Annotated in this window: 24 protein-coding genes; 8 read left to right on the plus strand and 16 right to left on the minus strand. The window is 40.8% G+C overall.

Going from position 1 to position 24,322, the window contains the following annotated elements:
• Positions 1–8: 8 nt before the first annotated feature.
• From cdhD to HY987_RS03990, 7 genes are all read right to left on the minus strand, one after another.
• A complete protein-coding gene (cdhD, locus tag HY987_RS03960; RefSeq protein ID WP_292755923.1) occupies positions 9–1,172 on the minus strand; it encodes a CO dehydrogenase/acetyl-CoA synthase subunit delta in 1,164 nt (387 codons plus the stop codon).
• Between the two features lie 12 nt (positions 1,173–1,184).
• Complete coding sequence (locus HY987_RS03965; protein WP_292755924.1) at positions 1,185–1,940, minus strand: AAA family ATPase; 756 nt, start codon at positions 1,938–1,940, stop codon at positions 1,185–1,187.
• Between the two features lie 128 nt (positions 1,941–2,068).
• Positions 2,069–3,484, minus strand: coding sequence for a CO dehydrogenase/CO-methylating acetyl-CoA synthase complex subunit beta (gene cdhC, locus HY987_RS03970; protein ID WP_292755925.1), 1,416 nt, complete (start codon positions 3,482–3,484; stop codon positions 2,069–2,071).
• Positions 3,485–3,643: 159 nt separating this feature from the next.
• Entirely contained in the window at positions 3,644–4,162 is a 519-nt protein-coding gene (gene cdhB, locus HY987_RS03975; RefSeq protein WP_292755926.1) for a CO dehydrogenase/acetyl-CoA synthase complex subunit epsilon, read from the minus strand.
• Positions 4,163–6,526, minus strand: coding sequence for a CO dehydrogenase/acetyl-CoA synthase complex subunit alpha (gene cdhA, locus HY987_RS03980; protein WP_292755927.1), 2,364 nt, complete (start codon positions 6,524–6,526; stop codon positions 4,163–4,165). It lies immediately after the preceding gene.
• A gap of 336 nt (positions 6,527–6,862) precedes the next feature.
• Entirely contained in the window at positions 6,863–7,996 is a 1,134-nt protein-coding gene (locus tag HY987_RS03985; protein WP_292755928.1) for a type II secretion system F family protein, read from the minus strand.
• A 159-nt stretch (positions 7,997–8,155) separates the two neighbouring features.
• The gene (locus HY987_RS03990; protein WP_292755929.1) at positions 8,156–9,787 is read right to left on the minus strand and encodes a CpaF family protein; all 1,632 of its coding nucleotides are present in this window, start codon (positions 9,785–9,787) and stop codon (positions 8,156–8,158) included.
• Between the two features lie 136 nt (positions 9,788–9,923).
• Between HY987_RS03990 and HY987_RS03995 the strand changes: the two genes are divergently transcribed.
• Positions 9,924–10,907: a 50S ribosomal protein L11 methyltransferase gene (locus HY987_RS03995; protein WP_292755930.1), complete on the plus strand. Its 984-nt coding sequence runs from the start codon at positions 9,924–9,926 to the stop codon at positions 10,905–10,907.
• Between the two features lie 9 nt (positions 10,908–10,916).
• Here HY987_RS03995 and HY987_RS04000 read toward each other — a convergent pair whose 3' ends face one another.
• The 8 genes from HY987_RS04000 to HY987_RS04035 form a co-directional block, all read right to left on the minus strand.
• A complete protein-coding gene (locus HY987_RS04000) occupies positions 10,917–12,167 on the minus strand; it encodes a tripartite tricarboxylate transporter permease (protein ID WP_292755931.1) in 1,251 nt (416 codons plus the stop codon).
• Between the two features lie 239 nt (positions 12,168–12,406).
• The gene (locus HY987_RS04005; protein WP_292755932.1) at positions 12,407–12,676 is read right to left on the minus strand and encodes an elongation factor 1-beta; all 270 of its coding nucleotides are present in this window, start codon (positions 12,674–12,676) and stop codon (positions 12,407–12,409) included.
• Positions 12,677–12,904: 228 nt separating this feature from the next.
• On the minus strand, positions 12,905–13,066 hold the full coding sequence (locus tag HY987_RS04010; RefSeq protein ID WP_004030688.1) for a zinc finger domain-containing protein: 162 nt from the start codon (positions 13,064–13,066) through the stop codon (positions 12,905–12,907).
• Positions 13,067–13,711 carry a delta 1-pyrroline-5-carboxylate synthetase gene (locus tag HY987_RS04015; protein WP_292755933.1) on the minus strand — a complete coding sequence of 215 codons (645 nt, stop codon included), beginning with the start codon at positions 13,709–13,711 and terminating at the stop codon, positions 13,067–13,069.
• Positions 13,712–13,880: 169 nt separating this feature from the next.
• A complete protein-coding gene (pth2, locus tag HY987_RS04020; RefSeq protein ID WP_292755934.1) occupies positions 13,881–14,222 on the minus strand; it encodes an aminoacyl-tRNA hydrolase in 342 nt (113 codons plus the stop codon).
• Positions 14,223–14,398: 176 nt separating this feature from the next.
• Complete coding sequence (locus HY987_RS04025; RefSeq protein WP_292755935.1) at positions 14,399–14,899, minus strand: PsbP-related protein; 501 nt, start codon at positions 14,897–14,899, stop codon at positions 14,399–14,401.
• A 264-nt stretch (positions 14,900–15,163) separates the two neighbouring features.
• Complete coding sequence (locus tag HY987_RS04030; RefSeq protein ID WP_292755936.1) at positions 15,164–16,360, minus strand: YcaO-related McrA-glycine thioamidation protein; 1,197 nt, start codon at positions 16,358–16,360, stop codon at positions 15,164–15,166.
• Between the two features lie 44 nt (positions 16,361–16,404).
• Positions 16,405–17,010, minus strand: coding sequence for a site-2 protease family protein (locus HY987_RS04035; RefSeq protein ID WP_292755937.1), 606 nt, complete (start codon positions 17,008–17,010; stop codon positions 16,405–16,407).
• Positions 17,011–17,478: 468 nt separating this feature from the next.
• On the opposite strand from HY987_RS04035, the gene HY987_RS04040 reads away from it, so the two are divergent.
• From HY987_RS04040 to HY987_RS04060, 5 genes are all read left to right on the plus strand, one after another.
• Positions 17,479–17,946, plus strand: a complete 468-nt coding sequence (locus HY987_RS04040) for an HIT family protein (RefSeq protein WP_367146874.1) — start codon at positions 17,479–17,481, stop codon at positions 17,944–17,946.
• A gap of 82 nt (positions 17,947–18,028) precedes the next feature.
• Positions 18,029–19,033 carry a Xaa-Pro peptidase family protein gene (locus tag HY987_RS04045; protein ID WP_292755938.1) on the plus strand — a complete coding sequence of 335 codons (1,005 nt, stop codon included), beginning with the start codon at positions 18,029–18,031 and terminating at the stop codon, positions 19,031–19,033.
• A gap of 192 nt (positions 19,034–19,225) precedes the next feature.
• On the plus strand, positions 19,226–20,164 hold the full coding sequence (locus HY987_RS04050; RefSeq protein ID WP_292755939.1) for a type II secretion system F family protein: 939 nt from the start codon (positions 19,226–19,228) through the stop codon (positions 20,162–20,164).
• 21 nt (positions 20,165–20,185) lie between these two features.
• Entirely contained in the window at positions 20,186–20,404 is a 219-nt protein-coding gene (locus HY987_RS04055) for a class III signal peptide-containing protein (RefSeq protein ID WP_292755940.1), read from the plus strand.
• Between the two features lie 123 nt (positions 20,405–20,527).
• Complete coding sequence (locus HY987_RS04060; protein WP_292755941.1) at positions 20,528–21,934, plus strand: lactaldehyde dehydrogenase; 1,407 nt, start codon at positions 20,528–20,530, stop codon at positions 21,932–21,934.
• A gap of 90 nt (positions 21,935–22,024) precedes the next feature.
• On the opposite strand, the gene HY987_RS04065 is transcribed toward HY987_RS04060, so the two are convergent.
• Positions 22,025–22,747, minus strand: coding sequence for a tRNA-binding protein (locus tag HY987_RS04065; protein WP_292755942.1), 723 nt, complete (start codon positions 22,745–22,747; stop codon positions 22,025–22,027).
• A 349-nt stretch (positions 22,748–23,096) separates the two neighbouring features.
• Here HY987_RS04065 and HY987_RS04070 point away from each other — a divergent pair, with 349 nt between their 5' ends.
• Positions 23,097–23,426: a PRC-barrel domain-containing protein gene (locus HY987_RS04070; RefSeq protein WP_292755943.1), complete on the plus strand. Its 330-nt coding sequence runs from the start codon at positions 23,097–23,099 to the stop codon at positions 23,424–23,426.
• 6 nt (positions 23,427–23,432) lie between these two features.
• Complete coding sequence (locus tag HY987_RS04075; protein WP_292755944.1) at positions 23,433–24,197, plus strand: aspartate dehydrogenase; 765 nt, start codon at positions 23,433–23,435, stop codon at positions 24,195–24,197.
• Positions 24,198–24,322 lie beyond the last annotated feature (125 nt).

Below are 24,322 nucleotides of genomic sequence, written 5' to 3' on the forward strand. Positions count from 1 at the left end.
ATAACCTCCTATTCAAGCTCCGTTATCCAGTTGGATATGTCCGGTACATCAGCTGTAAGGTAATCCTTGGTAAAGGTGGAGCCTATTTCGCTTAAAATCTGTACTGATTGTGGGTGCAACATCATGAAGATGTCCACTCCGCAGAGCATCATGGTTAGTCCGGTGAAGATCTCCCAGATTGGTCCCCGGTAATCTGTGGGACCCCATGCATCGTTTTTCATCCAGGCTTCCCTGGATCCCCATGCATTGGTGGTTCCAGAGCTCATTGGCATCTGCAGATCTTTATCCCCTTTAAGTGCAGCTAGACGGGTTCGGGTGATGACATCAATTGAAAATTCTATACCATAACCCAGGGCACAGGTAGTAGGGTCCATGACAATGTCCTTTTGAGTTAATCCTTCCTTCATCAGGTATTTATTCAGGGTTTTCTGCATGTTAATATCGGTGATGGCCCAACTTAGGACAGCATGGTTATAATCCACTGCAGCTTTAGCCACCCTCTTGTAATCCAAGTCCAGGTTAGCTGAAGCCAGTAAACATCGCTCATCTTCAGCAGCGATGGCAGCGGCTTCAAGGACGACTGGATCCTTCTGAGGATCTCCAGATCCTCCAATAACCAGGGGCACATCCACGGCCTGCAGGACTTCTTCTATGTCCTCAGCAGCCTGTCTTGGTGTTTTGTCCATAACTTTAGGTCCGGTTCCAATTAGGTGTATAGTTACCACATTAGCCCCAAAGTCTTTAACAGCCTTTTTAGCCCAGTCTCCCGGGTGGTCCATAACATCAGAGAAGTGTTCCCTTATAGGGCGTGGTAGCCCTGGCATGGGAATATCAAAAACATCAAAGGTTACCACAGGAGGGTTTGGTTGAGCTTCTTCAAAGCGGTAAAGTGCCTGTTGACCACCAAGATAGACCGGTTTTCTGGTTCCAGCTCCCAACTGTACCTGGGCGACTTCGCCAGGATAATCCTTTATTGGAGGAACAAAATCGATGGCTTCCATTGTCTTAATGGTTTCCTGAATTGCAGCCTGTTTTGTTGCTGCCTGCTGCACTACTCTCTGCATTGCTGGCATGATCTGCAATTCCAGTTCCTCAAAATCCATTCTAAATTCGTTTATTTCTATATAGTCAGTTTTTTCCAGTAGTTTAAGAAGTTGCGACATTTTATCCATATACCCACGCCCTTATTTACTTCTAATACGGGATAATATCCCGGATACTGCTTTTACAGTATTGGATTCATCAGGAAGTTCCACCAGGGGTCTTCCCTCAATATCATACTGGGTTACCTCATCATCCTCATAGATTACCCCCGCCATCTCCAGACCGGTTTCCTTGGCTTTTTTCAGGATTTCTTCTTCATTTTCAGTGTTCACCCTGTTTAATACCAAGTATAATTCCTGGAATTTGATTTCAAGTTCATCAGCCAGTTGACCGATTCGTTGCGCGGTGAGTATTCCTCTTTTGGATTTATCTGTGACCACCAGCATCACGTCCACGTTTTGAGTGGTTCGGCGGCTCAAGTGTTCAAGTCCAGCCTCGGTGTCGATAATGATCACATCATAATTGGATGATAGGTTTTCGATTATTCTTCGGAGCATGTTATTGACTGCACAGTAACATCCACTGCCTTCAGGTCTCCCCATAACCAGGAGGTCAAAGTTGGGAGTTTCGATGATTGACTCCATTACACGATAATCCAGAATATCCCACTTGTTCATTCCCGTGGGTATTCTGCCCTTGGCAGTGTCTTCTTTTAGTTCTTCTCTGACATCTCCCACTGTTTTATGTACATCAACCCCTAATGCTTCAGGTAGGTTGCTGTCAGGGTCGGCGTCAATTGCCAGAATATCCAGCTTAGTGTCTGACAGGGCTTTTATGAGAAGAGATGATACCAGGGTTTTACCGGTTCCACCTTTACCACTTACTGCGATGATCACGTTATATGCTCCGCTTTTAATGTTCTAATTGGTTTTTGTATTTTCTAAGATTATTGTATTCTTAAATTAGTTATTTCATGGATATGCCCGGTTTAACTCGAAAGCTATGATATTCGTCAATTTAGGAGTTAGGGCTTATCATTTTTCTTTATTATCACTTTTTCCGCATAAACTTTAGCGTTTTTGAAAATGATTTTAACTCCACCAGATGAAGGCATTGTTAGTTCTGGTGCGTATGCTACCGGAGCCATAGGTCCCCCTTCCATTTGTATACCCTCCATTAGACTTGTTTCTTCTTCAACAGCAACTTCTGCTTCATCTTCAGAGGTTTCTGACTGAACAATTTTTGATCTTTCCATGATAGGATGACCTTTATTCTCTAGGAAGCTTCGAATCTCTTTAAGACCAGATACATCTTCCTCAGTGGGTATTTTATCCCACATATCTTCAGGGATGTAGTCTTTCACTGATTCCTTAATCTCTTTAGGCAGCCATACAATTCGTTCGAAAGCTCCATCTGCCTGTAAAAACTTAGGTGAACGCATATATTCCAAACTGAGTCCTGTAAATCCTTCCACTTGCTTACCACCTGAACACTGGCCTGCCATTGCTGAGAAGGGTATTCCCAATGGTGTTTCCCCACGGAAATCACGGTCAACTATTCCTATACCATCCAGTTCAGGAATGTAAAAGGCAACTGCCTCGAAACAACCACAGGAAGTGTGAGGATATTCAAATACACTGTGCAAGTATACTCTTTCAACAGTACCCTGGGAACGCTCTGCTACCATTGTGTTGACGTTACTGTATTCTCCTTTTACCTCTTCAAGTACGTCTCCCTTTTCAATCTCAAATATTGGTCCATCTGGATCCATTTTAGCAGCTGCACGGCAATCAAACCAGTTGATAGCACCACATAATGCGGTTCTGTCAGGGGTTACTACACAAACGTGGGTGGGTGCAAAGGATTGGCACATCACACAACCATAAAAAACGTCAACATCCTCATCAGAGAGTTCACGAGCTCTTGCATCTCTGGTCTGGTATTGATCCTTGGCCTTGGAAACAAATTCTTCCACCTTAGCAGGTTCAGTCATAATGGTAACTGCTATGGATTCAATTAGTGGGAACTCTTCCTTGAAGAGTATTGAAAGGGTTTTTGCCAGGTGTTCCAGTTTGAAACCTGCTGCAAGGGCTTCTTTACTAACTCTGCACCATATGGCATCCCTCTGGTTGAGGTGCATAAATCCCTTGACGTAGTTGCATAGCTCGTGAGTTCGGCGTTCTATTACACCTTCCAGTTCCTTTTCCAGGTGTTCTCCCTGGATTTCAATCAGGATTCCCAAAGGATGGATATCTCCTTCCTGCATGGCATCCAGTTCAGGCCCTATGATTTCAATTTTACCATCTTCAACGTCTTCTTCTACTTGCACCAGCTCTGCGCCCATGGACTTGGGTCCTGCCAATTCCACGAACATGTTAGCTGATCTGATACGTTCCCCCTCATACATGGGGCTTACATCAACAGGTATATCTTCAAACATCCAATTCCTCCGTTTACAATCCACCTTTTTTATCTCATACTAACCAAATCAGTTAATTAATCCATTAGCGACTTATATATACTATTTTCGAGGTTTTTTGAATTGACATTTTTCTTATATAACCATGCTTTCCATTTTTCCATTCCACTGAATTTAATATTATCCCCCTTTACCCATTTTTTCAAGGTAATTGAACCATTCTTCATCCTTCATGTTAGGGAACGATGCATCTGCATTGGAATGGAAGTATTTGCATATGGTAAGTGTTTTCAGGTGGGGTGCAAAGTGTTTGAGTGTAGACAGGCCCTGGGAACCTATGTAGTAAATGCATCCCAAGAAAATCGCCAGGTCATGTTGCCCTTCACCGTTCACACCCTGCCATTCAGGGTCCTTAAGGAGATTTACAATCTCCACCACCCCATAAGCAGTAGGATCAAGACCTTTATCCTTAAAAGATTTATATGCATCTGCAGTGGTAACCACTGGAAGATCCCATTTTTCTGCTATCCTTGTAGCAAGTGAAAGAACTGGATCTTCCTTTACTAACGGCCCAAGAATTAAAAGAGGCCTTTTAGCCTTTTTTATCATGAGCTCTGCTGTTTCAGGTGTTACTAGTAATGCCTGTTTAGGTCCTGCAATTACTGTAGGCTGCCATGGTATTACTCTATCATTAGCCATTTAATCACCGTCCATTCCCATTAAAGATGGTTCCTGGGCTATTTTTCGAGGTTTCCATCCTACTTCTTCCAGGATATTCTGAACATCTTTTTTATAAACTATAGGAATATCTTTCTCAGTTCTTACAAAAAGATGAATATCTGGAGGTAATTCACCGAAGTAACGCTTATAAAGATCCATATAATTATTCAGTTTGATCTGCCTACCTTTAGGAGTGTCAGTAGGCCTGATACATAGTTTAGCAATAACAGGGAGAGCTTCTTCCTTGGTTTCAGCAGCGTAAAGCAGGTGCTCTGGTGCTGGTTCTCCTTCCATGATTTCTCCAGTCCTGAGATCCTTTATTTTCCAACTGTCCTCATTATCTGCCCTTCCCAGATATAACCGACGATATTTAGATCCATGAGGCCCTAGAACAACGGGTATTCCCCAACGGTTGACTCCAGTGGCTATAGCCGCAGCTTTTTGACTGTAAGCACCCCATGCTACTCCACAGGCACCAACACGGTTTAAGATGTAATCAGCAATTTCTTCGAAGTTGCCTTCCAATGGTTTTTTGGCAAATATGTTGGCTATTTTGATGGTGGCTCCCACTACATGGGAGTTGGATACACATGAACCCATGTTAACCAGGCCACGGGCATCGAATTCACCACTGTACTGCTCATATAATGTTTTACCTTCTTCATCCCGGTATTCTCCGATGTTCATGGCTCCGCAGCCAGTGGCGAGCACAATGTAGTTACGTTCCAGGAATTCCTTGGCCATTTCAGCCACTTCTTTCCCACCATTGGGATAATTGGAACATCCCACAAAGGCAATTACACCAGGTATATCTCCCAGTACAATTGGTGCACCCACTCTTCGGATTTCAACGTCCTGTGCAGGTCCCCTTCCAGCCCTGATGTTGAATTTTTCTTCCTTAGAGAGTTTTTCGCCTACCTTAGCCAGCATGGACATGAGGGGGAGGTCTCTTTCACATTCCTGTTCACATCTTCCGCAGGTGTAACACACATCATTTAAATAAAGTTCTTCGAACTTGGAAAAGTCACCTTCACTGGCTTTAACAACTGCGTCCATCATTGGCTGACCGTTGGGGCAAACCCTAACACACCAACCACATTCTGTACATTCAGAGGCCATTTTCTGAACTTCATCGAGATCCGGTAACATTTTAAGTGTTGCTCGTTCAGGGGATAATATCTTGGCCGTTTTTACAGCCACTTCACCTACTTTAGCTGGATCAAGTATTAATGCTCCTTCTATTTCCTTGTTCACCAGTTTGCTTACGATTCTGTCCGCATCTTCATTGGTGAGGTCTGGTAGTCCCAGACAGATTTTGTCGGTGGTGGCAATTACTGCCGCGTTTTTAGCCTGTGCTTCTTCTAAGATATCGGTACGTACGCACTGTTCATCCACCACTATAACATCGGCCACTCCACTGCGTACAAATTTAAGCTGTTTGGATATGGGGCCAACAACCTTTGCTTGGGGATTGTACCGGCTGATGTCAATGGCTGCACAGCATATTCCACAGACTTCCAGATCTTCTTCCTGACCTGTTTCATCCATGTAATCCAGTATCCCCGCACCAGGAAGCACGTTGTGCCCAATACATAATACAACTGGTTTTTCTGTATCGATAGTGCCCACGCCCATCTCGATCAGTGGTGCATCTTCATCGCCTTTGGGCAGGTTAAGGGCTGCTATCTGAGCAATATCTCCAATTTCCATACCTAAATTATCCATCAGGCCCGCATGTAGGGCTTTTGATTCAAAATCTATTGATTTTCCTTCCTGGCCGGTGTGACAGGAAGATAAAAGATGTATCATCTGTTCTTCCAGATAGTCCATGGCTTCTTTCAAATCACCCAGTTTTTTGGGTTTTTTACCCAACACGGTCATCATAATTGGTGCCTGAATATCGATGTTCATACCCATATCTATGGGATGATCTGCACCGAATTCTTCAATTAAATGCTCAACTAAGTGCCTTGAGTGGCCAGAATGACATGCTGAACCAATACAGCTGGCCAGTAAAACCATTCGGGCCTGCTGAGCTGCTGCATCAATCCCACAGGCTCCTTTTTTATTGGTTAAATCACACTTACCGAAGGTACACAGGCAGCACATGTCACAGAATGGAGCATAAAATGGCTCGTATCTGCCCATTAGCTTCATATCCCATGATCTCAGATCAGTTATATTGGGTTTAGGAGTAGGTCCCTCAACTTCAACTTCGGGAGTTCCCATTCCCCCACCTGCTTCATCAATTTCGCCAATGGAAACTTTGATGTCCTTGGTTTTCCAAAAAGCATCTTTGAAATCTTTTGGTTTAGACTTTGGTTTAGGTGCCACAACAATCACCGAATTATTAATGATTTATAATGATATTTTCTCTTCTACCGATTAGAACATATATAGTTTGTGCATAATCAATGTCCTTTAAAAACAGAATTTGTAATACTTTAATAACATTTCCCAAGAAAATCAGATGGCATCTTATTTCACCCCAGATCCTAATGTTAGGAAATTATCAATTAGCACAGGTTATATATAAAATCTAATGTTACTCATGCTTCATTAGACCATGTCGATATAAAACTAGTCAAAAATAACAAGCCCCTGTTAAAAAGGGTTTTGCCAAAAACATGATTGAGGGTAATTGATAACCCCAATCATTTTAAACTCTAATTTTAATATTTAGACCTTTGGTTCCAGCCTTTTTATCATAAAGGCCATAAAGGCCACAATAGCTGGGAACAGGAATAAATACATGATTAAAAGGAGTATAGGTGGTACAACTGACCCCATAACCGTTGATGCGGCAATGATCATGATCATGAAGATAACTGGACCCAGTATGGCTACAAACATGTAGATCATGGTGAAGGAGTTGAGTTTCTGAGCATAATCTTTGAGTTTCATTCTCATTTCATATGCAGTGTCATCGGCGATTACACTCAGTGTTTTGGCCAGATCCCCTCCACTGGTCAGGGTTCGGGTGATCTGGTATATTGCCCGTGTTAATCCTTCGGAGTTAATTCTTTCACTCATATCTACCAGAGCCTTTTCAGTGGTTTCCCCATATTTTATTTCTTCCAGGGCTCTGGCAAATTCTTCAGATAATGGACCGTAACCCGACATGGCAACAGAACGCATACTATCGTGCAATCCAATACCTGCCCTTAATTCTGTGGCCATTTGTCTGAGAGCAAATGGTAGTTCTCGTGAAGCTGCTGTAGACCGTCCTCCCATTTTGATTTTGGGCATGTACACAATGAACATGGTCATCAGCAGGATGATGATACCAAATACCAGTCCGATCTCAATACCAAATCCGAGTACCACAATAACTGTGAAGACCACTGCAAAAGAAAGAACACCAATAATTAAAATGAGTTTGGGGTCCAGTCCTGGTTTTTCCTCTTCTTTCAGGAGTTCTTCCAGGGAAGCTTTGCGTACCGCTGCTTTTTTGGCTTTATCTTCATCTTCAACTTTTTCCTTTCGCTCGTATTTCTGGTCAATGAGGTCACGGAAAATCTCAATCTCATCCTTTTCCATCCCCATTTTCTTAATAACTTTACGAGGAGATTTAGTCTTAGAAGCAGATTTAGTCTTAGAAATAGATTTAGAATCAAACGTACTTAAATTAGTTTTAGATTCTTTTTTAGTAGTGGACCTGGAGATTTTAGGCCTTTCAACTTCCCTAATCCTTTTAACAGGCTTTTGCACCCCCTCACCCACCTTCTGAACTCCCCCACCAACTTTCTGGCTGGAGTTTACCGTGAGGTTACCAATACGGTTGAAGACCTTTTTAATGCCGCCAAAGACCATTTATCTCACCAAAACCCTCTTTTAATCCATAATCAAGTTTATTAATCCATACTCAAGTTTTACTGTCAATTCCCTTTATTATAATCAGCCCATTAATTCTATTAAATATTGTATAAATTTCTATTAAATTATATCACTAATTAAATGTGAACCCCTAATTTAAAGTATTCTGTCCAGCATTTCGTCTGGATCTTTGTAGTAACTGTTCACACATCGACCAACTTCTTCAATGGAACGGATGTTGTTATCAGCCAGATATTCAAGTACCAGTCTTCTTTTTTCGATTTCCTCTTCAAGTTCAGTTATGCCCACACCCCTCATTTCTGCCATTTCCCGCAGGGTCTGACTGGCAATTCCCACATACTCCACTTTATCGGTGACGTTATTCCATTCAAACACACGGTTGAGCTGTACATTACCCTCTTCCATTCCCACTACTTCAGCAACTTCAGTAATACGCCGAAGGGATCCTCCTTCAGCACGGTACATCCGGTTCTGCATGATGATGAAGTCCAGGGCAGGGATCATGATATTAGGCACGTTCATGGGGGGATTTATCAAACGGGTGATGGTTTCTCGGGCAGTATTGGAGTGAAGGGTTCCCATTCCAGAGTGCCCTGTGTTTAATGCTGTGAAGAGGGTTATGGCCTCCGACCCACGAACCTCACCAACAATTACCCGGTCCGGCCTCTGACGAAGGGAGTTCTTAACCAGGGTATCCATGGTGAGTTCACCCTTACCTTCAATGTTAGGGGGGCGAGTTTCCATACGCAGCACGTGAGAGTGAGGCAACTGCAATTCCAGAGTATCTTCAATGGTTATAATACGTTCCCTTGGGGGTACAAATGCAGCAATGGTATTCAGGGTGGTGGTTTTACCAGAACCAGTACCTCCGGCAATGATGGCATTACAGGGTTTTACACCCATACCATCGGTACACAACCACAGGAACCCTGCCAGGTGGGAGGACATGGTTTTGAAGTTAATTAAATCCACCACAGTCAGGGGGTCTTTTCTGAACTTCCTGATGGTAAGGGTGGGACCATCCGCAGAAACAGGTGGAAGAGTAGCGTTGACCCTGGAACCATCCTTAAGACGGGCATCCAGTATGGGAGTCTGCTGGTCAATACGACGGTTCACCTGACGAGCTATAACATCGATTATAGCCCGAATGTCATCATCAGAATCAAAAACCACATTGGTGACCATCATCCCAATCTTACGATGGTAAACGAATACCTTGCTACCGGTACCGATAACCATGATCTCCTCAAGATCATCATCCTTGATCATGGGATCCAGTTTTCCGTACCCCAACATCACCTGGGAGATCTGGGTGGCCAGTCTTTCCACATCTCGAACTCCCCGGGTCCTGAGGAATTGTTTAACCTCACCTATGAATGAATCTTCATCAATGTTAAATTCTTCGCCCTGGGAGACAGCTACTTCCACCAGTTTCTCCCGGACTTCGTTGAAAATCAGTTCTTCTTTATCTGAAAAATGAGGGACACTCACATTGTATTTGGGGATCAGTCCTTCCTCTATTATCTCCGCCTTTAATCCGTCAGAAGCTTTCCTAACCTTTTTCGCACGTTTAGGCGGTTTTTTCATTATTTTATCTAGGGTAAACTTCTCCTCTTCTTCTTCCGGAACTTCTTCCCTAACCTGAGGTGCCTTCTTTTCACGAGGTAAAGGATACTCCTCTTCTTCAACTGAATCCTCATCCCGGTCTTCTTCAGAACCAAACTCTCCCAGAAGATCCTTCAGTATTTCCTTGCGCTTGTCCTTCATTTTCTCACAATTCACGAGTAGATTATTCCAATAGGCCGTTATTCCAATGGACCATATGACTCTACATCATTAAATTATTCCATTATTATTAGATTAGCTTAATATTATTTATATAAAGTATCAAATATTTAAGTATATGGACATAAAGTGCAGATGCAACCAAGAATGTATAAAAAAACCGCCTGCGGTCTTAGAGGAAATTGGATATATTTATTCTCCCTGTGATAACTGTCCAGAATGGAATTTTAAGAAATTCAAACCATTCAGTGAACAAATTGATCCCATTCAAAAGGTGAATGCAAACTGGGGAAGATGCTCCTGTGGCCGCCGACACCTGGATGTGGTGGTGGCCCATATCCTGAGGATAATGCAGGAAGAGGGAGTGAAGGATGAAAAATCCACATTAAGGGATGCATGTATTCCCCTGATAACACCTGCATACCCACTTAAAAATGCACCTTACCTCTCCAAAGACACCTTAGTGATATTATCTCCGGACCTTAATGAAAAATGTTCAAAAAGAATATTTGGAGAAGTTCCTGAAGTTAAAGGTGTGCTTAAAGGAGATATTACAGACACCGTTGGAATTAAAGACAGTGCATTATCATTTAACAAATATGAGCTCCTGGCTGGCTGTGATATGCGCTGTGATCTGGTGCAAACCCCTGCCGGCCCTCTTTGTATCTACAAACATCAGGGTGAGATACATATTGAATTCCCTAAACCTGTATCTCCTAAAATTTCAACCTTAACCAGGGTTATGAGTAAATATGATGATCCCAAAATATTAGACTGTACTTGTGGTCCAGGAACACTGGGGATAGCTGCCCTTAAATACGGGGCCAGCAGAGTGGTTTTCAATGATATTTGGTATCCGGCTGCCTACACCACCGCCCTTAATCTAGAAGTTAATGGGTTTCCAGTAGAATTATTCCCTAATAAACAGGGACTGGTCGCCCATGGCAAATCATGGGATGTGTACTGCCTGGATATAAAAGAACTTGGATCGGTTTTAGGAGAAAAATTCAATATCTGTGTGGTGGATACCTTCCCAGGGGTAGATACAGCCAGCTTTACCGAGGCGGTAATGGCCCTCTGTGAGGAAGTTGTGGTTATTTGAGGTATCTATTTAACCCATTCCCATGTACACCACGATTGCAGGAACAATTAACACCCCCATAAGATTGGATTTGTTAATATCCAAGTAATGGGGGAGTAATCCTAGAGCGATGGAGGTTATGTAGGTTACCATAACAAAAAAGAGATTTGCATGTTCCATCACTCCAAATAGAACCACCAGGAAACTCATAAAGATTATAACCGTCCAAGATAGTTTTTTATAATTTATTTTTTGCATGGAATGACTGAACCAATCCCCTAGTTTTATACAGAGCACCAGTGAGATGGAAACTGCAGTTACAGCCGCGAAGATCATGATTAAAAGATGGTTGAAGTCCAGTCCCTGTAATATCTGATTGACATAAACTGCAATTCCACTGCGAGGGTTGCCAATTAAGTAAATGGCTATCAGGGAAAAAAGTGCATCTGATGCATTAACCCCACTCATGGCCACCAGAAATCCCTCCCTTTCACTCCCATTATTATCTGAACCACCACTCAATTCCTGGGCCAGAAGGCTTCCCTGGGCAGGTCCCATCCCTGGTAGAAATCCCAGAATACTGCCGGCAATTCCCCCTGCGAATATCCCCCTAATAATATCCATATCAACTTCAAAATGGTGGTACTTGTTTTGAGCAGGTAAGATGGATTTCTGGGAAAGACTGTGAAGAAGGGTGCTCACCCCAAAAAGGCCCGAAAATAGGCATAAAAGTGAAACACTTGCGGATAATGGTGAATTCAGGGCGGTCCATCCCATGATTCCTGAGAAAAGAAATAGTATTGAAGACCATATCAATGAATTCAAATCCCGGCTGAGACGTATCAACATGTAAACCACTGCCACTGATAAAATAATCCAGATATACGGCTTTAACAATCCGTATAAAAAGGGTAACCCCACCATGAAGAGGGGTAATAGTAGGATGGTTATGATCATAGCTCCAAAACCACCCAATGAAACCAGGCGTATGGCTTCTTTTCCCCTTCCCTGAAGGAGGAGATGATGTCCAGGCATTACTGAGAGGACTGTTCCCTCTTCAGGCACCCCCAGAAACATGGAAGGAATGAACTCCAGCAGTGCATGGGAAATGGACATGGATAATAAAAAAACAGCCAGGACTTCAGGGGAATAGGAGTACAGGAGAAAGGGTGATGCCGAGAAAACAAATGCACCTGCAGTGTTTACATGGATTCCTGGAATTAAACCGGTGATGACACCACAGAAGACTCCAATTATGCATGCTGATATAAGGTCAAACAATCTTGCACACCCACCATCTTGTTAATAATATTAATTATAAAAATAGTATTAATTATATTTATCTAAAAATTTATCTAAAATCATCAAAGGGATCTTAAAAAATCAAAAATGAATAATATTACTAAAATAAAAAAAATTACTAAAAAAAATGAGAAAAAAATAATTTAGGAAGACGGTTTTCCCAATGGAAAATGGTTCCTAATAGGAAAATAGTTCCTAATATTACTTCTAAAGTAAGTTTACATTAACCGGCGTATGTCCACTACTTCTACACTGGCCACATCGTCGATCTGGGCGAAAACTTCCTCTGCCTTCTCAGTCCCACCTTCACCATCATCAACTACCACTATTACATTGAGGGCCACCAGGCCAAAAGCTATTGGTTCTTCCTCAATTTTGTGTAGCTCAGTTCCATCAGGTATTGATTGAGAAACTTTTTCCTTGATCTGAGCAAGATCCACTTCCGGACTTTCTGGCATTAATTTTATGGTTGCAACTACTTCTCCCATCTTTAATTCCTCCAATTACTTGAAATTCCATGGATATTGAATCTCATGAATTTATTCCATAAAAACATTGTGTATAATTCTTAAATTTACACAAGTCACTAATCTGTAATGTTCAGTAAAAATTAGATTTTTTTTAGATTAATGAAGCTTATATTCAAAGGACGCATATAAGGATATTAAAGATATTAGTCCTTTAATAGTCCAAGTCCTTTAATAGTACATTATAATTTATGGGCCTTTAAATCCGCACTTGCACTGGTATAGGTGGCCGAATGTTCGGCATTTCTGGCAGCGGTACAGTATTTCTTCACATTCAGGACATTCAAATTTCACATAAGTTTCTACAGGTGATATTTCTTGTTTGCATGATGTACATTCTATTTTTTCCATTCAATCTCCTCCGATAAACGTGTTTATAGAGCTTCGCCCTTCTAATATGGCCATAACCCTCTCGGGGTGTTTGCCATTAACAACATAAGCGCTGGTTTTATATTTAAGTAAAAGCTCAGCAAAGCTCTCATCTAGTGATGTTTCACCAAAATTTAGAAGTTTTTTTGCACTAATTTCCTTGATGAATTGGGCGCCATCCAGTGATGGTCTATGTGTGTATATACCATCTACATCTGTGGTTATTAATAGTTTCGCCTCAAGTAGATATGATATATATAATGAGATGGAATCAGAGGTTACCCTCCAGGAGTGTTCCAGTGGATCCAGATATTCAAGGAGCATGGATGGGATTAGCACAGGTAATTTCCCTTCATCCCGGACTTTTTTAACCTCTTCCAGGGATCTAACTGCCTCTGCCCCTTTAACTTTATCTGCCAGGAGCATACCCAATATATCCATGCACATGATGGCAGTTTTATGATGAGTAGTTGGGGAAAAATTCAATTCATGGTGGTACTCCCTGATCTGGTTGGCCAGGTGGCCACCACCACATATTATTAGAACATCTTCACCCACCAGTTCCTGGGCCAAATTGATTGAATATTCCGGGAAGAGACTTCCACCTATCTTAACCACCCATTCCATATTATATTCCCTCCAAACAAGGTTAAACAGGTTAAAACATAAATAATGTAATTTATACAGAATACATGAGTATAATATATATTATATCTGCATGATAATACGACATCATAATATAATTACGGTATTTATTATACATTCATTAAATATTCGTGCAATTTATTTGAGTAATTTATTTGAGTAATTTGAGATCCTGAGTTATTTTATCTACCTTTTCATCCTTCTCCGGCCCTATTCCCAGACCAGTTACGGTGGAGGGAGGAATTTCAGTGTGTCCTGCATCCCTAACAAGAAAACTAGGGATTCCTGCTGCCTTCACCAGTTCATAAACTTCAAATAGTTCTTCCTGGCTTTTAACCTGAACAACTACTTTCTTCCCACCTTCCAATTCCCATTCTCTTATAACCCGCTCATCAGCCTTTTTATATGCTCCTAAACTGGCATGGCACGCCTGGGCAGCTAATTTACCCTTACTCATTTTCAGATCTGCTCTCATTACAATGACTTGTTTCATTTTCTTCCACCAAACAAAAAAGAATTATCGAATCAATTCCTTATATCAGATATAATATAAATTAATGGGTTATAATGTAAATCAATTTCGAATGTAAATCAATCTGGCATTATTATTTTTTTAAAATCATAGGAATATTATTTTTTAGAAATCATTAGGATATTATTTTTAAATCATTATTGAATTTCAAAACTATCTATTATTAGATCAAAGTTAGATTGTTGCCCGTCGAAATCTGCTGTTGGTGCACTACAAACAATGTAATAAAGGTTGTTGTTATCCTGCAGAGCGATAAAACGCTCCTTCTTAGCTACACCGGATTGGGTGCTTATGGTATAGACCAGATCATTAGCAGGAACTCCGTTTATGGTTCTGTCTTTTTCTGATATTATCTGCCCCCCTGCCGCCTGAATTTCAGCTTTGATGGCTGAAATCGCATCGGCCAATGTGCTGGTGGTTGAGATATGCTGGAAGAAAGCAAGTATCTGGTAATTATCGTTCTGGACGTTGTTGGGGTCTGCTACTGCAGCCAGAACTTCAGAGTTACCCTCAACAGTTAAACTCAACTGATCGGGTGAAAGTTCACTCCAGCCATAAGGATAGTTAAAACTGATTCCATTATTATCGTATGTTTTATAAACATTACTGGTGCATCCCGATACAAAAGCTAACACCATAAAGATACCTAATATCAAAAAAGGATATTTATCCAGCCCAATCCCCCCTTAATAAATGTTTATCAGAATTTTTTGTATAGTATATCTTTAGATTTTGATGAAATAAATAATTTATTCAATAAAATTATTCAATAAAACCTATCCATAAAAATTAAAAACTATCCATAAAATTCCAATTATTATCCATAGAAAAAAATTGAATTCATATCATATAATCCAATTTCTCCTCAAAGGCCCCCAAGTTCCCGCCTATAATAAAATAAATCATTGCTGTCTAAGTCTTTTCCCAACTCTTTCTGGATCAACTGAATAAACTTCCATTCCGGGAATAACAACCCTCACTACTGGAATCTTGATTTCAGGTCGGGTGAGATCAGTGTATAAAACATCATCAAACCCACAGTTATTCAGAAGATTCAGGGAAGTTTCAATATCATCTTTAAAGGACTTTTTAGCCATGTTTTTAATATCGGAAATATTTATGGTGCCCTTGGATTCTCCGAACCAGTGTTTGTTAATCCGTTTCATACGCTCATATCCTGCCTTGCGCATGAAAACTGCCCGGGTGGTGTCTTCGCGTGTTCCATGGATCTGGGTAGCTCTGCTTTGAGCCACCTCGGTTAAGGCCCGGAGAGCTGCAACTTCCGGGTCGAGATGAGTTCCCACACCCAACGTTAAAAGTGCAGGGTCCCTGAGCACGGTGTCATCAGATACCGCAGCCATGGTGGTTATTTCCACATCTGCAGTCAAATCAACCAGTTTCACTTCTACACCTGCTTTTTTGAATTTGGATATGATATCATTTATCAGGGGGTTGTCTGTGTTTTCACAGTCCACTTCCATCTTTGGCTGGCGCAGGGCTTCGAAGATGCTCCATGCATCTCTTTCCACAACTTCAGTTATTCCATGGAAAACTGCCTCTTCTATAACATTACCTGATGCCAGGCCATTGGTACTGGATTTGAAAAGAAAACTTCCATTGGTTGGCTGGTAGGGATGGTAAACTGCATTGGCGGGTACCAGACACTCCTGGTCATTACCCGCATCAACCGCTATTACCCAATCAATATCAGTTTTATCTGCATCTAAGGCATTGGCAGGTAAAATCAATGATGATGGATCTATACATCCTTCCATTTCCTTAAAAGAACCACAGATAACTTTTTCATTATCAGATTCCTGCTGTTCAGCAGAATACCTTTCAAAAGCTTCCATCATTGCCGAAGCCTTGGCCTGTGGCTTGGTAGCCCCCTTTCCAGCGTAAATACTCACTGCACCCTCTGCAGCACCCGGACGGATGGCAGAATAGACAGGTATCCCAATACGATCCAGGTGGGTTATTTCAGCTATTCTGGTAACTCCGGCAACAGAAAGCTTTCCCTCTACCTTTTCTATGGTTTCTTGAGGGTCACGGCAACGGTGGGTGCCTCCGAAGTATTTTACTGGAACTTCTTTAAACATGTTAATCCTTATTTAAGATTCAGCTAGTAATTATATCGTAATTTCTATATCGTTAATCGCATATAAGAAATAATATAGGGATAAGCCATCATTATGAATGCTATTCCCGTGGTAACGACCCATATAACGGGATTCCATTTTAAAACTTTTGCCCCATCTAACATGAAGACCGGGAGCAGGTTGAAAAATGCTAAAAAGCTGTTAATGGTGAAACCCAGACCACAGATTAGTGTTAATATGGGTGAAAATGATACAAATTGAATTAAAACGAAGAATATTGCTGCCAGGGCTATATTAGTTAATGGGCCTGCTATGGATATTTTTCCGTTTTCTTCCTTGGAGATGTACTGTCCGTGAATGTATACCGCACCCGGAGCTGCAAATACAAATCCCAGGGCTGCTGTTACTATGGCCAGGACAAGTCCTTGAACCCAGAGCCTGTATTCTGCATAAAAACCATATCTTACTGCCATAAATTTATGGGCTAGCTCGTGAAATACGAATCCGAATCCCACTGCCACCAGTGTGACGGGGATGAGTGTAATGAAGTCTCCCTGGTTAATATTCCGGAATACATAAGCAAAAACCCCGGCAATAACCAGCATGGAGATTATTATGTCCCTAATCTCATGGGATGTGAAGTTAACCATAATATATTAAAGAACCTCTCTTCATTTATAAATGATTTCCCCCATAGCATAAACTGTTCATTAAACAGCAATATACTGAAGTTTATTGAAATAAGAGTATTAGAGATTAAGAGTATTAATTAAAAATCAAATGATTCCTATTGATGAATAATGTTTACTAGATTTTATTATTATAAACAACTAAATCAATCCATAATAAGCTTAATCAACTCATCCCTAAAAATAATGATATTTTCTCTCTTTTAAAGCATCCTCCCTCAGATTGTTTAGTGAATTGACTAATTTTAGTGAATTGACTAAAATATTTGGAGAATTATTTAAATAATCTCAACCAATAATACTAAATTAGAAACAAACGAATTAGAAAACAATAATATTAAATTTAGAGTTACATGTTAAATTTAGTATTTTCTCAAAATATTACCTGATGTTGATTTGTTTAAGTAAATATCAACACACGATCCAATAATGGTGATTTACACGAATTCAACTTGCGAATACTGTCAAATAGCCGGAGGATACGGGAAACTTATATGGGAAACAGTCCACTGGAACGTATATCTGGCACCAAGCCAACGTTATCTTGGAACCTGTGTGGTGGCTCTTAAAAGGCATTGCAGAGATCTTTCCCAGGTAAAAAATGAGGAATGGATTGATTTTGCATTGGTGGTGCAGAAACTGGAAAAATCCCTGGAAAAAACATTCCAGCCCACCCTCTATAACTGGAGCTGTTTTAAAAATTCAGTTTTCAGGAATGAAAATCCCAATCCTGAGGTTCACTGGCATTTCATACCCCGTTATCAGAACCCGGTGGATTTTGAGGGGATCAGTTTCCATGACCCCGATTTTGGATATATTCCCCTTCCTGAAAAAAGAGAAATTCCAGGGAAAGTCATGGAAAAACTCGCCCTAAGAATTAAAGATAACATTAAATAAGAATAAAATATCTATTAAATTTCATAATATCATTAATATAATATTTTTTTAATAATTATGAGATCATTTACAAGGTTAGCCTATGAAAATAGATGAAATAATACAAAAAATGAATCAGGAAAATTTCAACTCGTTAATTATCCTTAAACCCGAAAATATAGCTTACGTTACCGGTTTTAAACCTTCAAGTATCTCAGTTTTAATATTAAAAGAAGAACCATTGCTTTTATCCTCAAAATTAGACCTGGAAGAAGCTCATCAAAAATCACACCTCCCTGTGGAGGAATTCAAATCCCTTGATAAACTTAAAAAATCCTTGAAAGAAAGTAACCCTGGAAAGATGGGTGTAGAGCATTCCATGACTGTAGGAATCTACCAAAAATTTTGTGGGGATTTTCAGGTAGAACTCACCGACCTGATTGAACAGTTCAGAGCAATTAAATCTGCGGATGAAGCTAAAAAAATTAAAGGGGCCATCAGGATTGCTGAGAATTCATTTGAAAATTTGGATTTTTCAGTGACTGAAGATAACCTGGCAGCGCAGCTGGAGTATAACATGCGCAGTGCAGGTTCTCCAAGCCCTTCCTTTGAAACTATTGTGGCTTCCGGATCAAGATCAAGCCTTCCACATGCTACCACCACATCTAGAAAGGTGGGAAGTCCAGTAATGATAGACTGGGGTGCGTTATATCAGAATTACGCATCTGACATAACCCGGACTATAATCCATAGTGAAGAACAGGAAGAAATTTTTTCTATAGTCCTGGAAGCCCAGAAAAAAGCCATAGAAACCATTAAGCCTGGTGTGAAAGCGTCTTACATTGATAAAGTGGCCAGAAATGTTATTGAAGAATATGGATACGGAGACAATTTCATCCATTCCACGGGACATGGAGTGGGTTTGGAAGTTCATGAAAAGCCATCATTATCCGTCAGGAGTGATGAAAAACTCAGAAAGGGAATGGTGGTAACTGTTGAACCTGGAATATACCTTGAAGGGAAATTTGGAGTTAGAATTGAAGACATGGTACTCATTAAAAACCGGGCCAAAGTCTTAACCAGCCACCCCCGAAAAATTATCGCTTAAAAAAACACCGAAGATTTGTATTCTAGTATTTCAATAGAACTGGCATGAAATATGGTGATGGCTAAATTCGTATATCTGATAAGACTATTCGCATATTTATAAGACAGATTAGAATATATATTATAATACAAGATAATAATATAACTAATAAAGCCATACAAATATACCAATATAATAAATAAAGGTGAGAAAATGGCCATCATACCTTCTGCGCTTTCCCCCATATCTAATAGTATTGATAATGTTTTCCCTGACAAATACCTGGTTCGTCTGCAGGAAATGCTGATTCGTTCCGGTATGTATGTTAAGGCCTCTGATCTTTTAACCCTAATTGTCGGTGCAGGAATCTTACTGGGTATGATCGCCCTTGTAGCATTTCTCATAATGGGTGTAGATCCATTAATAGGTTTTATTCTTGGTTTAATTGCTCCTGGCGCCCTTATATTTACCTGGATTTTTTTTATGATGGAAAGGAGAGTAGATTCCATTGAACAGGGTACTCCCGACTTTTTAAGGCAAATCGCATCACTTTTAAGATCAGGAGTAGGTGTTGAAACCGCCCTGGAAGACATATCCAAACATGGAGAGGGCCCTCTAACCGACGAACTAAAAAGGGCAGTAATTGAAATAAAAATAGGAAGTACCTTTGAAGACTCTCTTCTGGGAATGGGCGAACGTTTGAAATCTAAAACACTCGATAGAACATTCCGAATGATTATTGAAGGTAGAAGAGTTGGAGGCAGCCTTGCAGATGTTATTGAAACAGTTGCAGAAGATTTAAGGGCTGTTCTAGCACTACAACGGGAAAGAAAAGCCAACGTCATGATGTCAGTGATGTTCTTGTTAATTGCAGGCGTAATCGCCGCTCCCTTTGCACTGGGAATGGCCATGACTTACAATTCTTTCATTGGATCCCTGGGAAAACCCAACCCCCTCGCGGATGCTGCTTATATAAGCGCCACCGGATACATTATCATTCACTCCATAATTGTTGGGTTACTGATCGGAATCGTGCTTTATGGAAGCGCCAAGAAAGGAGTTAAATTCTCATTGGCCCTGGCTCCAGTGTCTTATGGAATATTTTATGCAATTATACTGGTTGGACCTGCTGTGATGGGAGTACCAACATAAATTAATACCGGAGTGTTTACTATGAAAATGATAGATATGGGAATAATGGAGGACGAAGCAGCCCAGACAGCCGCCGAATACTTAATGATATTCGGAGGCATCATAGTAATCGTCCTAGTGGCAGTCATCTCCTACCAGAATTATGTTCGCGGTCTGGGAGGCAACCTTACCAATGGTAGTGAAATTCAGAGTGTGGAAAACAATCTTCAGGATATAAACCAAACTCTAAACCAGACATAATAAATTTTTTTCTCAAAGAAATAGGGATAGATTAAATTTAAGGGATGTTTTACTGGCATTGATACGTATAAAAACGATATTATCCATTTTATAACTAATATTTTTCTTTTAAGGGGTAATACCATGAAAATGCTTATAAACGGGAATTCAATCGATAAAGAAGAAAAAATCGCCGTTATAAATCCATTCAATAACCAGACTGTGGATCATGTTCCTCTGGGGGATAGTAAAGATGCGCGTGATGCTATTCACGCTGCTAATAAAGCAAAAAAGTCCATGAATGAAATGTCTTCCCGTAAACTGTCCCGCATACTCTATGATATCCACCAGGAGTTGAAGGAAAAACACCGGGAAATGTCTGAACTTATCACTCTTGAAACCGGGAAACCCATACGTGATTCAAGGGTAGAAATGGATCGGTCCCTGCAAACTCTACTTATGGCTGCTGAGGAATCAAAAAGGATACATGGCGAAACAGTTCCCATGGATGCTGCCATTGCTGGGAGGAGTGCATTTGGATTTACCATTAAGATCCCTTTAGGAGTGGTTGCAGCCATCACCCCATTCAACTATCCAGTGAACCTGGCCATCCATAAATTAGCCCCTGCTCTGGCTGCTAAAAACACGGTGGTTTTTAAACCTTCCACCAAAGCCCCCCTTGCTGCACTGAAAATGGCACAGATCATTGGGAGGCATCTGCCCGATGGATCGGTAAATGCTATCACTGGCTCTGGAAATCTTTTGGGGGATGAAATAGTAACCAGTAACCTGGTTAATAAGATATCTTTCACAGGTAGTGTTCCTACTGGTCTTTCCATTGCCCAAAAAGCAGGTATGAAGAAGTTAACCCTGGAACTGGGGGGAAACGACCCACTCCTGGTTCTGGATGATGCCGACTTGGACATGGCAGTCATGGGAGCAGTGGCTGGTTCCTACCTCAACGCGGGACAGGTTTGCATTGCAGTTAAACGGATTATCGTTCATGAAAAGGTGGCAGACCAGTTCATAGATCAGCTGGTGGCTCATACTAAAAAGTTAAAAATGGGAGACCCCCTGGATCCTGAAACCGAGATGGGACCCCTGATTGATGAGGGTGCAGCCATTCATGTGGAACATAGGGTTAATGATGCCATTGAAAATGGTGCTCAACTTCTCTGCGGAGGTAACAGAAAGAATGCTTTTTATGATGCCACAGTAATTGATCACGTGGATATGGGGATGGAACTTGTTCAAAAAGAAACTTTTGGACCTGTTTCACCCATTATAAGGGTTAAAAATTTGGATGAAGCTATTGAAGTGGCTAACGGCACCCCTTATGGGTTACAGGCCGGTATCTTCACCAGCAGTATAGAAAACGCCAAAAGGGCGGTGAAGGAAATCGAAGCAGGTTCCGTTCTTATAAATAAACAATCAACCTTCCGGACAGATAACATGCCCTTTGGAGGGTTTAAAATGAGTGGTATGGGTAAGGAAGGAGTTAAATATGCTGTGGAAGATATGACCCGTAGTAAGATGGTTGTTATTGGTTAATCCCCATATGTGGGTCAATCTTCGAATATTCTCTGTTTTATTTAGAGTAAATAAAAAAAAATAGGAAAATTAAAACAGAAAATAAATTAATCACTGTAAAAAGTTTTCCACCAGATTTCTGGATTCATTCAATGCTTCAAGTGGAATTCCTTGGGGTATTTTTCCCAAATCTCCTTTTACATCCTTTAAAACATTACCTCCAAAGCCTAAAAACATTCCTTCACTGGTTATGCCCATGAAAACTTCCGGAGGGAGTAATGCAACTGCCACCGGATTAGCCTCTCTAACTTCCAGATCATTTGTTACCACAGTAATGGCCCGTTCCTGTAAGTTAACATTGCACACCAGTAGTTGATCTGCCTGAGGATGTTTGGAAACACTTAAAATTTCCCCTTTTTTAATATCTATTCCCATAACCGGGTCTTTGACTTCTCCCAGGCTGATACGACCCTTGAGACCAGAAATGGTGTTGAGGAAAAATTTGATCTTAGCCAGGGACTCCTCCAGTTTCTGTTTCTCCTCACGATTAGCCAGTTCCAGAAACTGCCTGTGCCATGTCTCTCCCCCAAGCGCTTCCACTATTTCCATTGCCTGTTCTTCCAATAAACTTATTTGAGGCGTTTTAATCATTTCAGCCGGTTCCAAGTAAGAGTAATAAAGGGTCTGTATTTCTGAAGTCATTTTCCGGGCAGCCTGCAAGGCCTGTTTCTTATTCCATTTACCCTTGAAGTTAGCCCCTTCAACCGTCCTCAGGAAAAGTTCAACTGATTTTTCTGCCACCAAAAGCCTGTAATCGTTACTAGTATCCCACATTAGAGCACCCAAATATATTAATATCAATAATTTTTTGTTAAAATTTACATAACCCCTATTTCATATCCTAAATTCATATCCTAAATTTTCCACTAAGGATAAATTAGTTTTTTTATAGGTATAGTTCTGGTTAATTCTATGCTTTTTATCTAGGATTACTATTTATAATTTTATGAAGACCAACTGGATTTAAGGTGTTACCCTAAAATTTCTCTCTCAAGAACCTCTTCTTTCGAAATATTTAAGTACAGGGAAGGGTTTAATTTAATTTAGTTAACGGTGCCCCCTGAAATGTATTAAGATGAGTTTGATAGACCAGGGTATGCGCCAAAAAATAAGAGGTGGAAAGATGGTGGAATTAACGAATCTGTACAACTTAGATGTGTACACCACCCGCGGAAAGTACGTGGGACGCATCCAGGACGTGATCTTAAACATCAAAAAAGGTAGGGTTTCAACCCTAAAAGCCGTAGCCACAAACCCTGACAAAAAAAGTGTGGGTATTAAAGATGTTATAACCAAAAGCATACGAATAGTTCCTGAAGGAGACGAAATACGACCTCTTAGAGAAGAAGGAACTGTGGAAATACCATACGACCGGGTTCAGGCAGTGGGAGACATTCTACTTATTAGTCCAGAAATTAAGGAAACAGCAGTACCTACCAGTACGGAGACTTAGATTTAGATGAGGGTCGGCATTCTGGGATGTGGCGCCATAGCGAACATTATAACTAATTTTGCCAGGGAAGGGAAGCTTGGCGTTGAAATCAATTTTTTTTATGACCGAGATATGGAAAGAGCCGAGAACCTGGCCTCCCAGGTGGATGGTCGGGTGGTTCTGGACATGGAAGACATGCTTAACCATGTCGACCTGGTGATTGAAGCTGCTTCCCCCCGGGCAGTGGAAGAAATGGTACCTCCCATCCTTAAAGCAGGTAAGGATGTTATTATTATGAGTGTGGGAGGACTTATTGACTCCGAAATTAGGGGAAACTTGCAAAAATTAGCCAAAGAAAATAATTGCAGAATATACGCCCCTTCAGGCGCTATTGTGGGATTGGATGGGATTAAAGCCGCTTCTTTGGGTAAAATCGAGCATATTACCCTTGTAACCCGTAAACCACCGCGTTCACTGGGTATCACCACTGAAAAAGAGACCATACTGTATGAAGGTAAAGCCAGTGAAGCAGTTCAGAAGTTCCCCTTGAATATCAATGTGGCTGCCACGGTGAGTTTAGCTGCAGGTCATGAAATCGACGTTAAGATCATCGCCGATCCCCAAGTGGACCGGAACATGCACGAGTTAGAGGTAGTGGGAGACTTTGGAGAATTCCGTACCATGACCAGCAACCTCAGATGTTCCATGAATCCGAAAACCAGTGTTCTAGCTGCGTATTCTGCTATAAAACTACTTAACAGCCTCAATGAAAACCTGTTGGTAGGAACTTAAATCCTATTTTTATAAATTTTTATAAAATCTATTTTTATTAATCAATAACAAAAAAATAAATCATTGCAAAAAAAATACTTATCATATTGCACACATACGTATCTTATTAATACTTAATAAGATAC

The organism is Methanobacterium sp. (assembly GCF_016217785.1).
GTDB lineage: Archaea > Methanobacteriota > Methanobacteria > Methanobacteriales > Methanobacteriaceae > Methanobacterium.

Excerpts from the sequence above, each read along its gene's own strand:
- HY987_RS03985 (WP_292755928.1), bottom strand. The coding sequence starts at position 7,996 with ATGGTCTTTGGCGGCATTAAAAAGGTCTTCAACCGTATTGGTAACCTC.
- HY987_RS04055 (WP_292755940.1), top strand. The coding sequence starts at position 20,186 with ATGAAAATGATAGATATGGGAATAATGGAGGACGAAGCAGCCCAGACA.
- cdhC (WP_292755925.1), bottom strand. The coding sequence starts at position 3,484 with ATGTTTGAAGATATACCTGTTGATGTAAGCCCCATGTATGAGGGGGAA.
- HY987_RS04050 (WP_292755939.1), top strand. The coding sequence starts at position 19,226 with ATGGCCATCATACCTTCTGCGCTTTCCCCCATATCTAATAGTATTGAT.
- HY987_RS03995 (WP_292755930.1), top strand. The coding sequence starts at position 9,924 with ATGGACATAAAGTGCAGATGCAACCAAGAATGTATAAAAAAACCGCCT.
- HY987_RS04005 (WP_292755932.1), bottom strand. The coding sequence starts at position 12,676 with ATGGGAGAAGTAGTTGCAACCATAAAATTAATGCCAGAAAGTCCGGAA.
- HY987_RS04030 (WP_292755936.1), bottom strand. The coding sequence starts at position 16,360 with ATGTTTAAAGAAGTTCCAGTAAAATACTTCGGAGGCACCCACCGTTGC.
- HY987_RS04010 (WP_004030688.1), bottom strand. The coding sequence starts at position 13,066 with ATGGAAAAAATAGAATGTACATCATGCAAACAAGAAATATCACCTGTA.
- HY987_RS04065 (WP_292755942.1), bottom strand. The coding sequence starts at position 22,747 with ATGTGGGATACTAGTAACGATTACAGGCTTTTGGTGGCAGAAAAATCA.
- HY987_RS03990 (WP_292755929.1), bottom strand. The coding sequence starts at position 9,787 with ATGAAGGACAAGCGCAAGGAAATACTGAAGGATCTTCTGGGAGAGTTT.
- HY987_RS04045 (WP_292755938.1), top strand. The coding sequence starts at position 18,029 with ATGAAAATAGATGAAATAATACAAAAAATGAATCAGGAAAATTTCAAC.
- HY987_RS04040 (WP_367146874.1), top strand. The coding sequence starts at position 17,479 with ATGGTGATTTACACGAATTCAACTTGCGAATACTGTCAAATAGCCGGA.
- HY987_RS04015 (WP_292755933.1), bottom strand. The coding sequence starts at position 13,711 with ATGGAATGGGTGGTTAAGATAGGTGGAAGTCTCTTCCCGGAATATTCA.
- HY987_RS04035 (WP_292755937.1), bottom strand. The coding sequence starts at position 17,010 with ATGGTTAACTTCACATCCCATGAGATTAGGGACATAATAATCTCCATG.
- cdhD (WP_292755923.1), bottom strand. The coding sequence starts at position 1,172 with ATGGATAAAATGTCGCAACTTCTTAAACTACTGGAAAAAACTGACTAT.
- HY987_RS04060 (WP_292755941.1), top strand. The coding sequence starts at position 20,528 with ATGAAAATGCTTATAAACGGGAATTCAATCGATAAAGAAGAAAAAATC.
- HY987_RS04025 (WP_292755935.1), bottom strand. The coding sequence starts at position 14,899 with ATGGTGTTAGCTTTTGTATCGGGATGCACCAGTAATGTTTATAAAACA.
- HY987_RS04075 (WP_292755944.1), top strand. The coding sequence starts at position 23,433 with ATGAGGGTCGGCATTCTGGGATGTGGCGCCATAGCGAACATTATAACT.
- pth2 (WP_292755934.1), bottom strand. The coding sequence starts at position 14,222 with ATGAAACAAGTCATTGTAATGAGAGCAGATCTGAAAATGAGTAAGGGT.
- HY987_RS04070 (WP_292755943.1), top strand. The coding sequence starts at position 23,097 with ATGGTGGAATTAACGAATCTGTACAACTTAGATGTGTACACCACCCGC.
- cdhB (WP_292755926.1), bottom strand. The coding sequence starts at position 4,162 with ATGGCTAATGATAGAGTAATACCATGGCAGCCTACAGTAATTGCAGGA.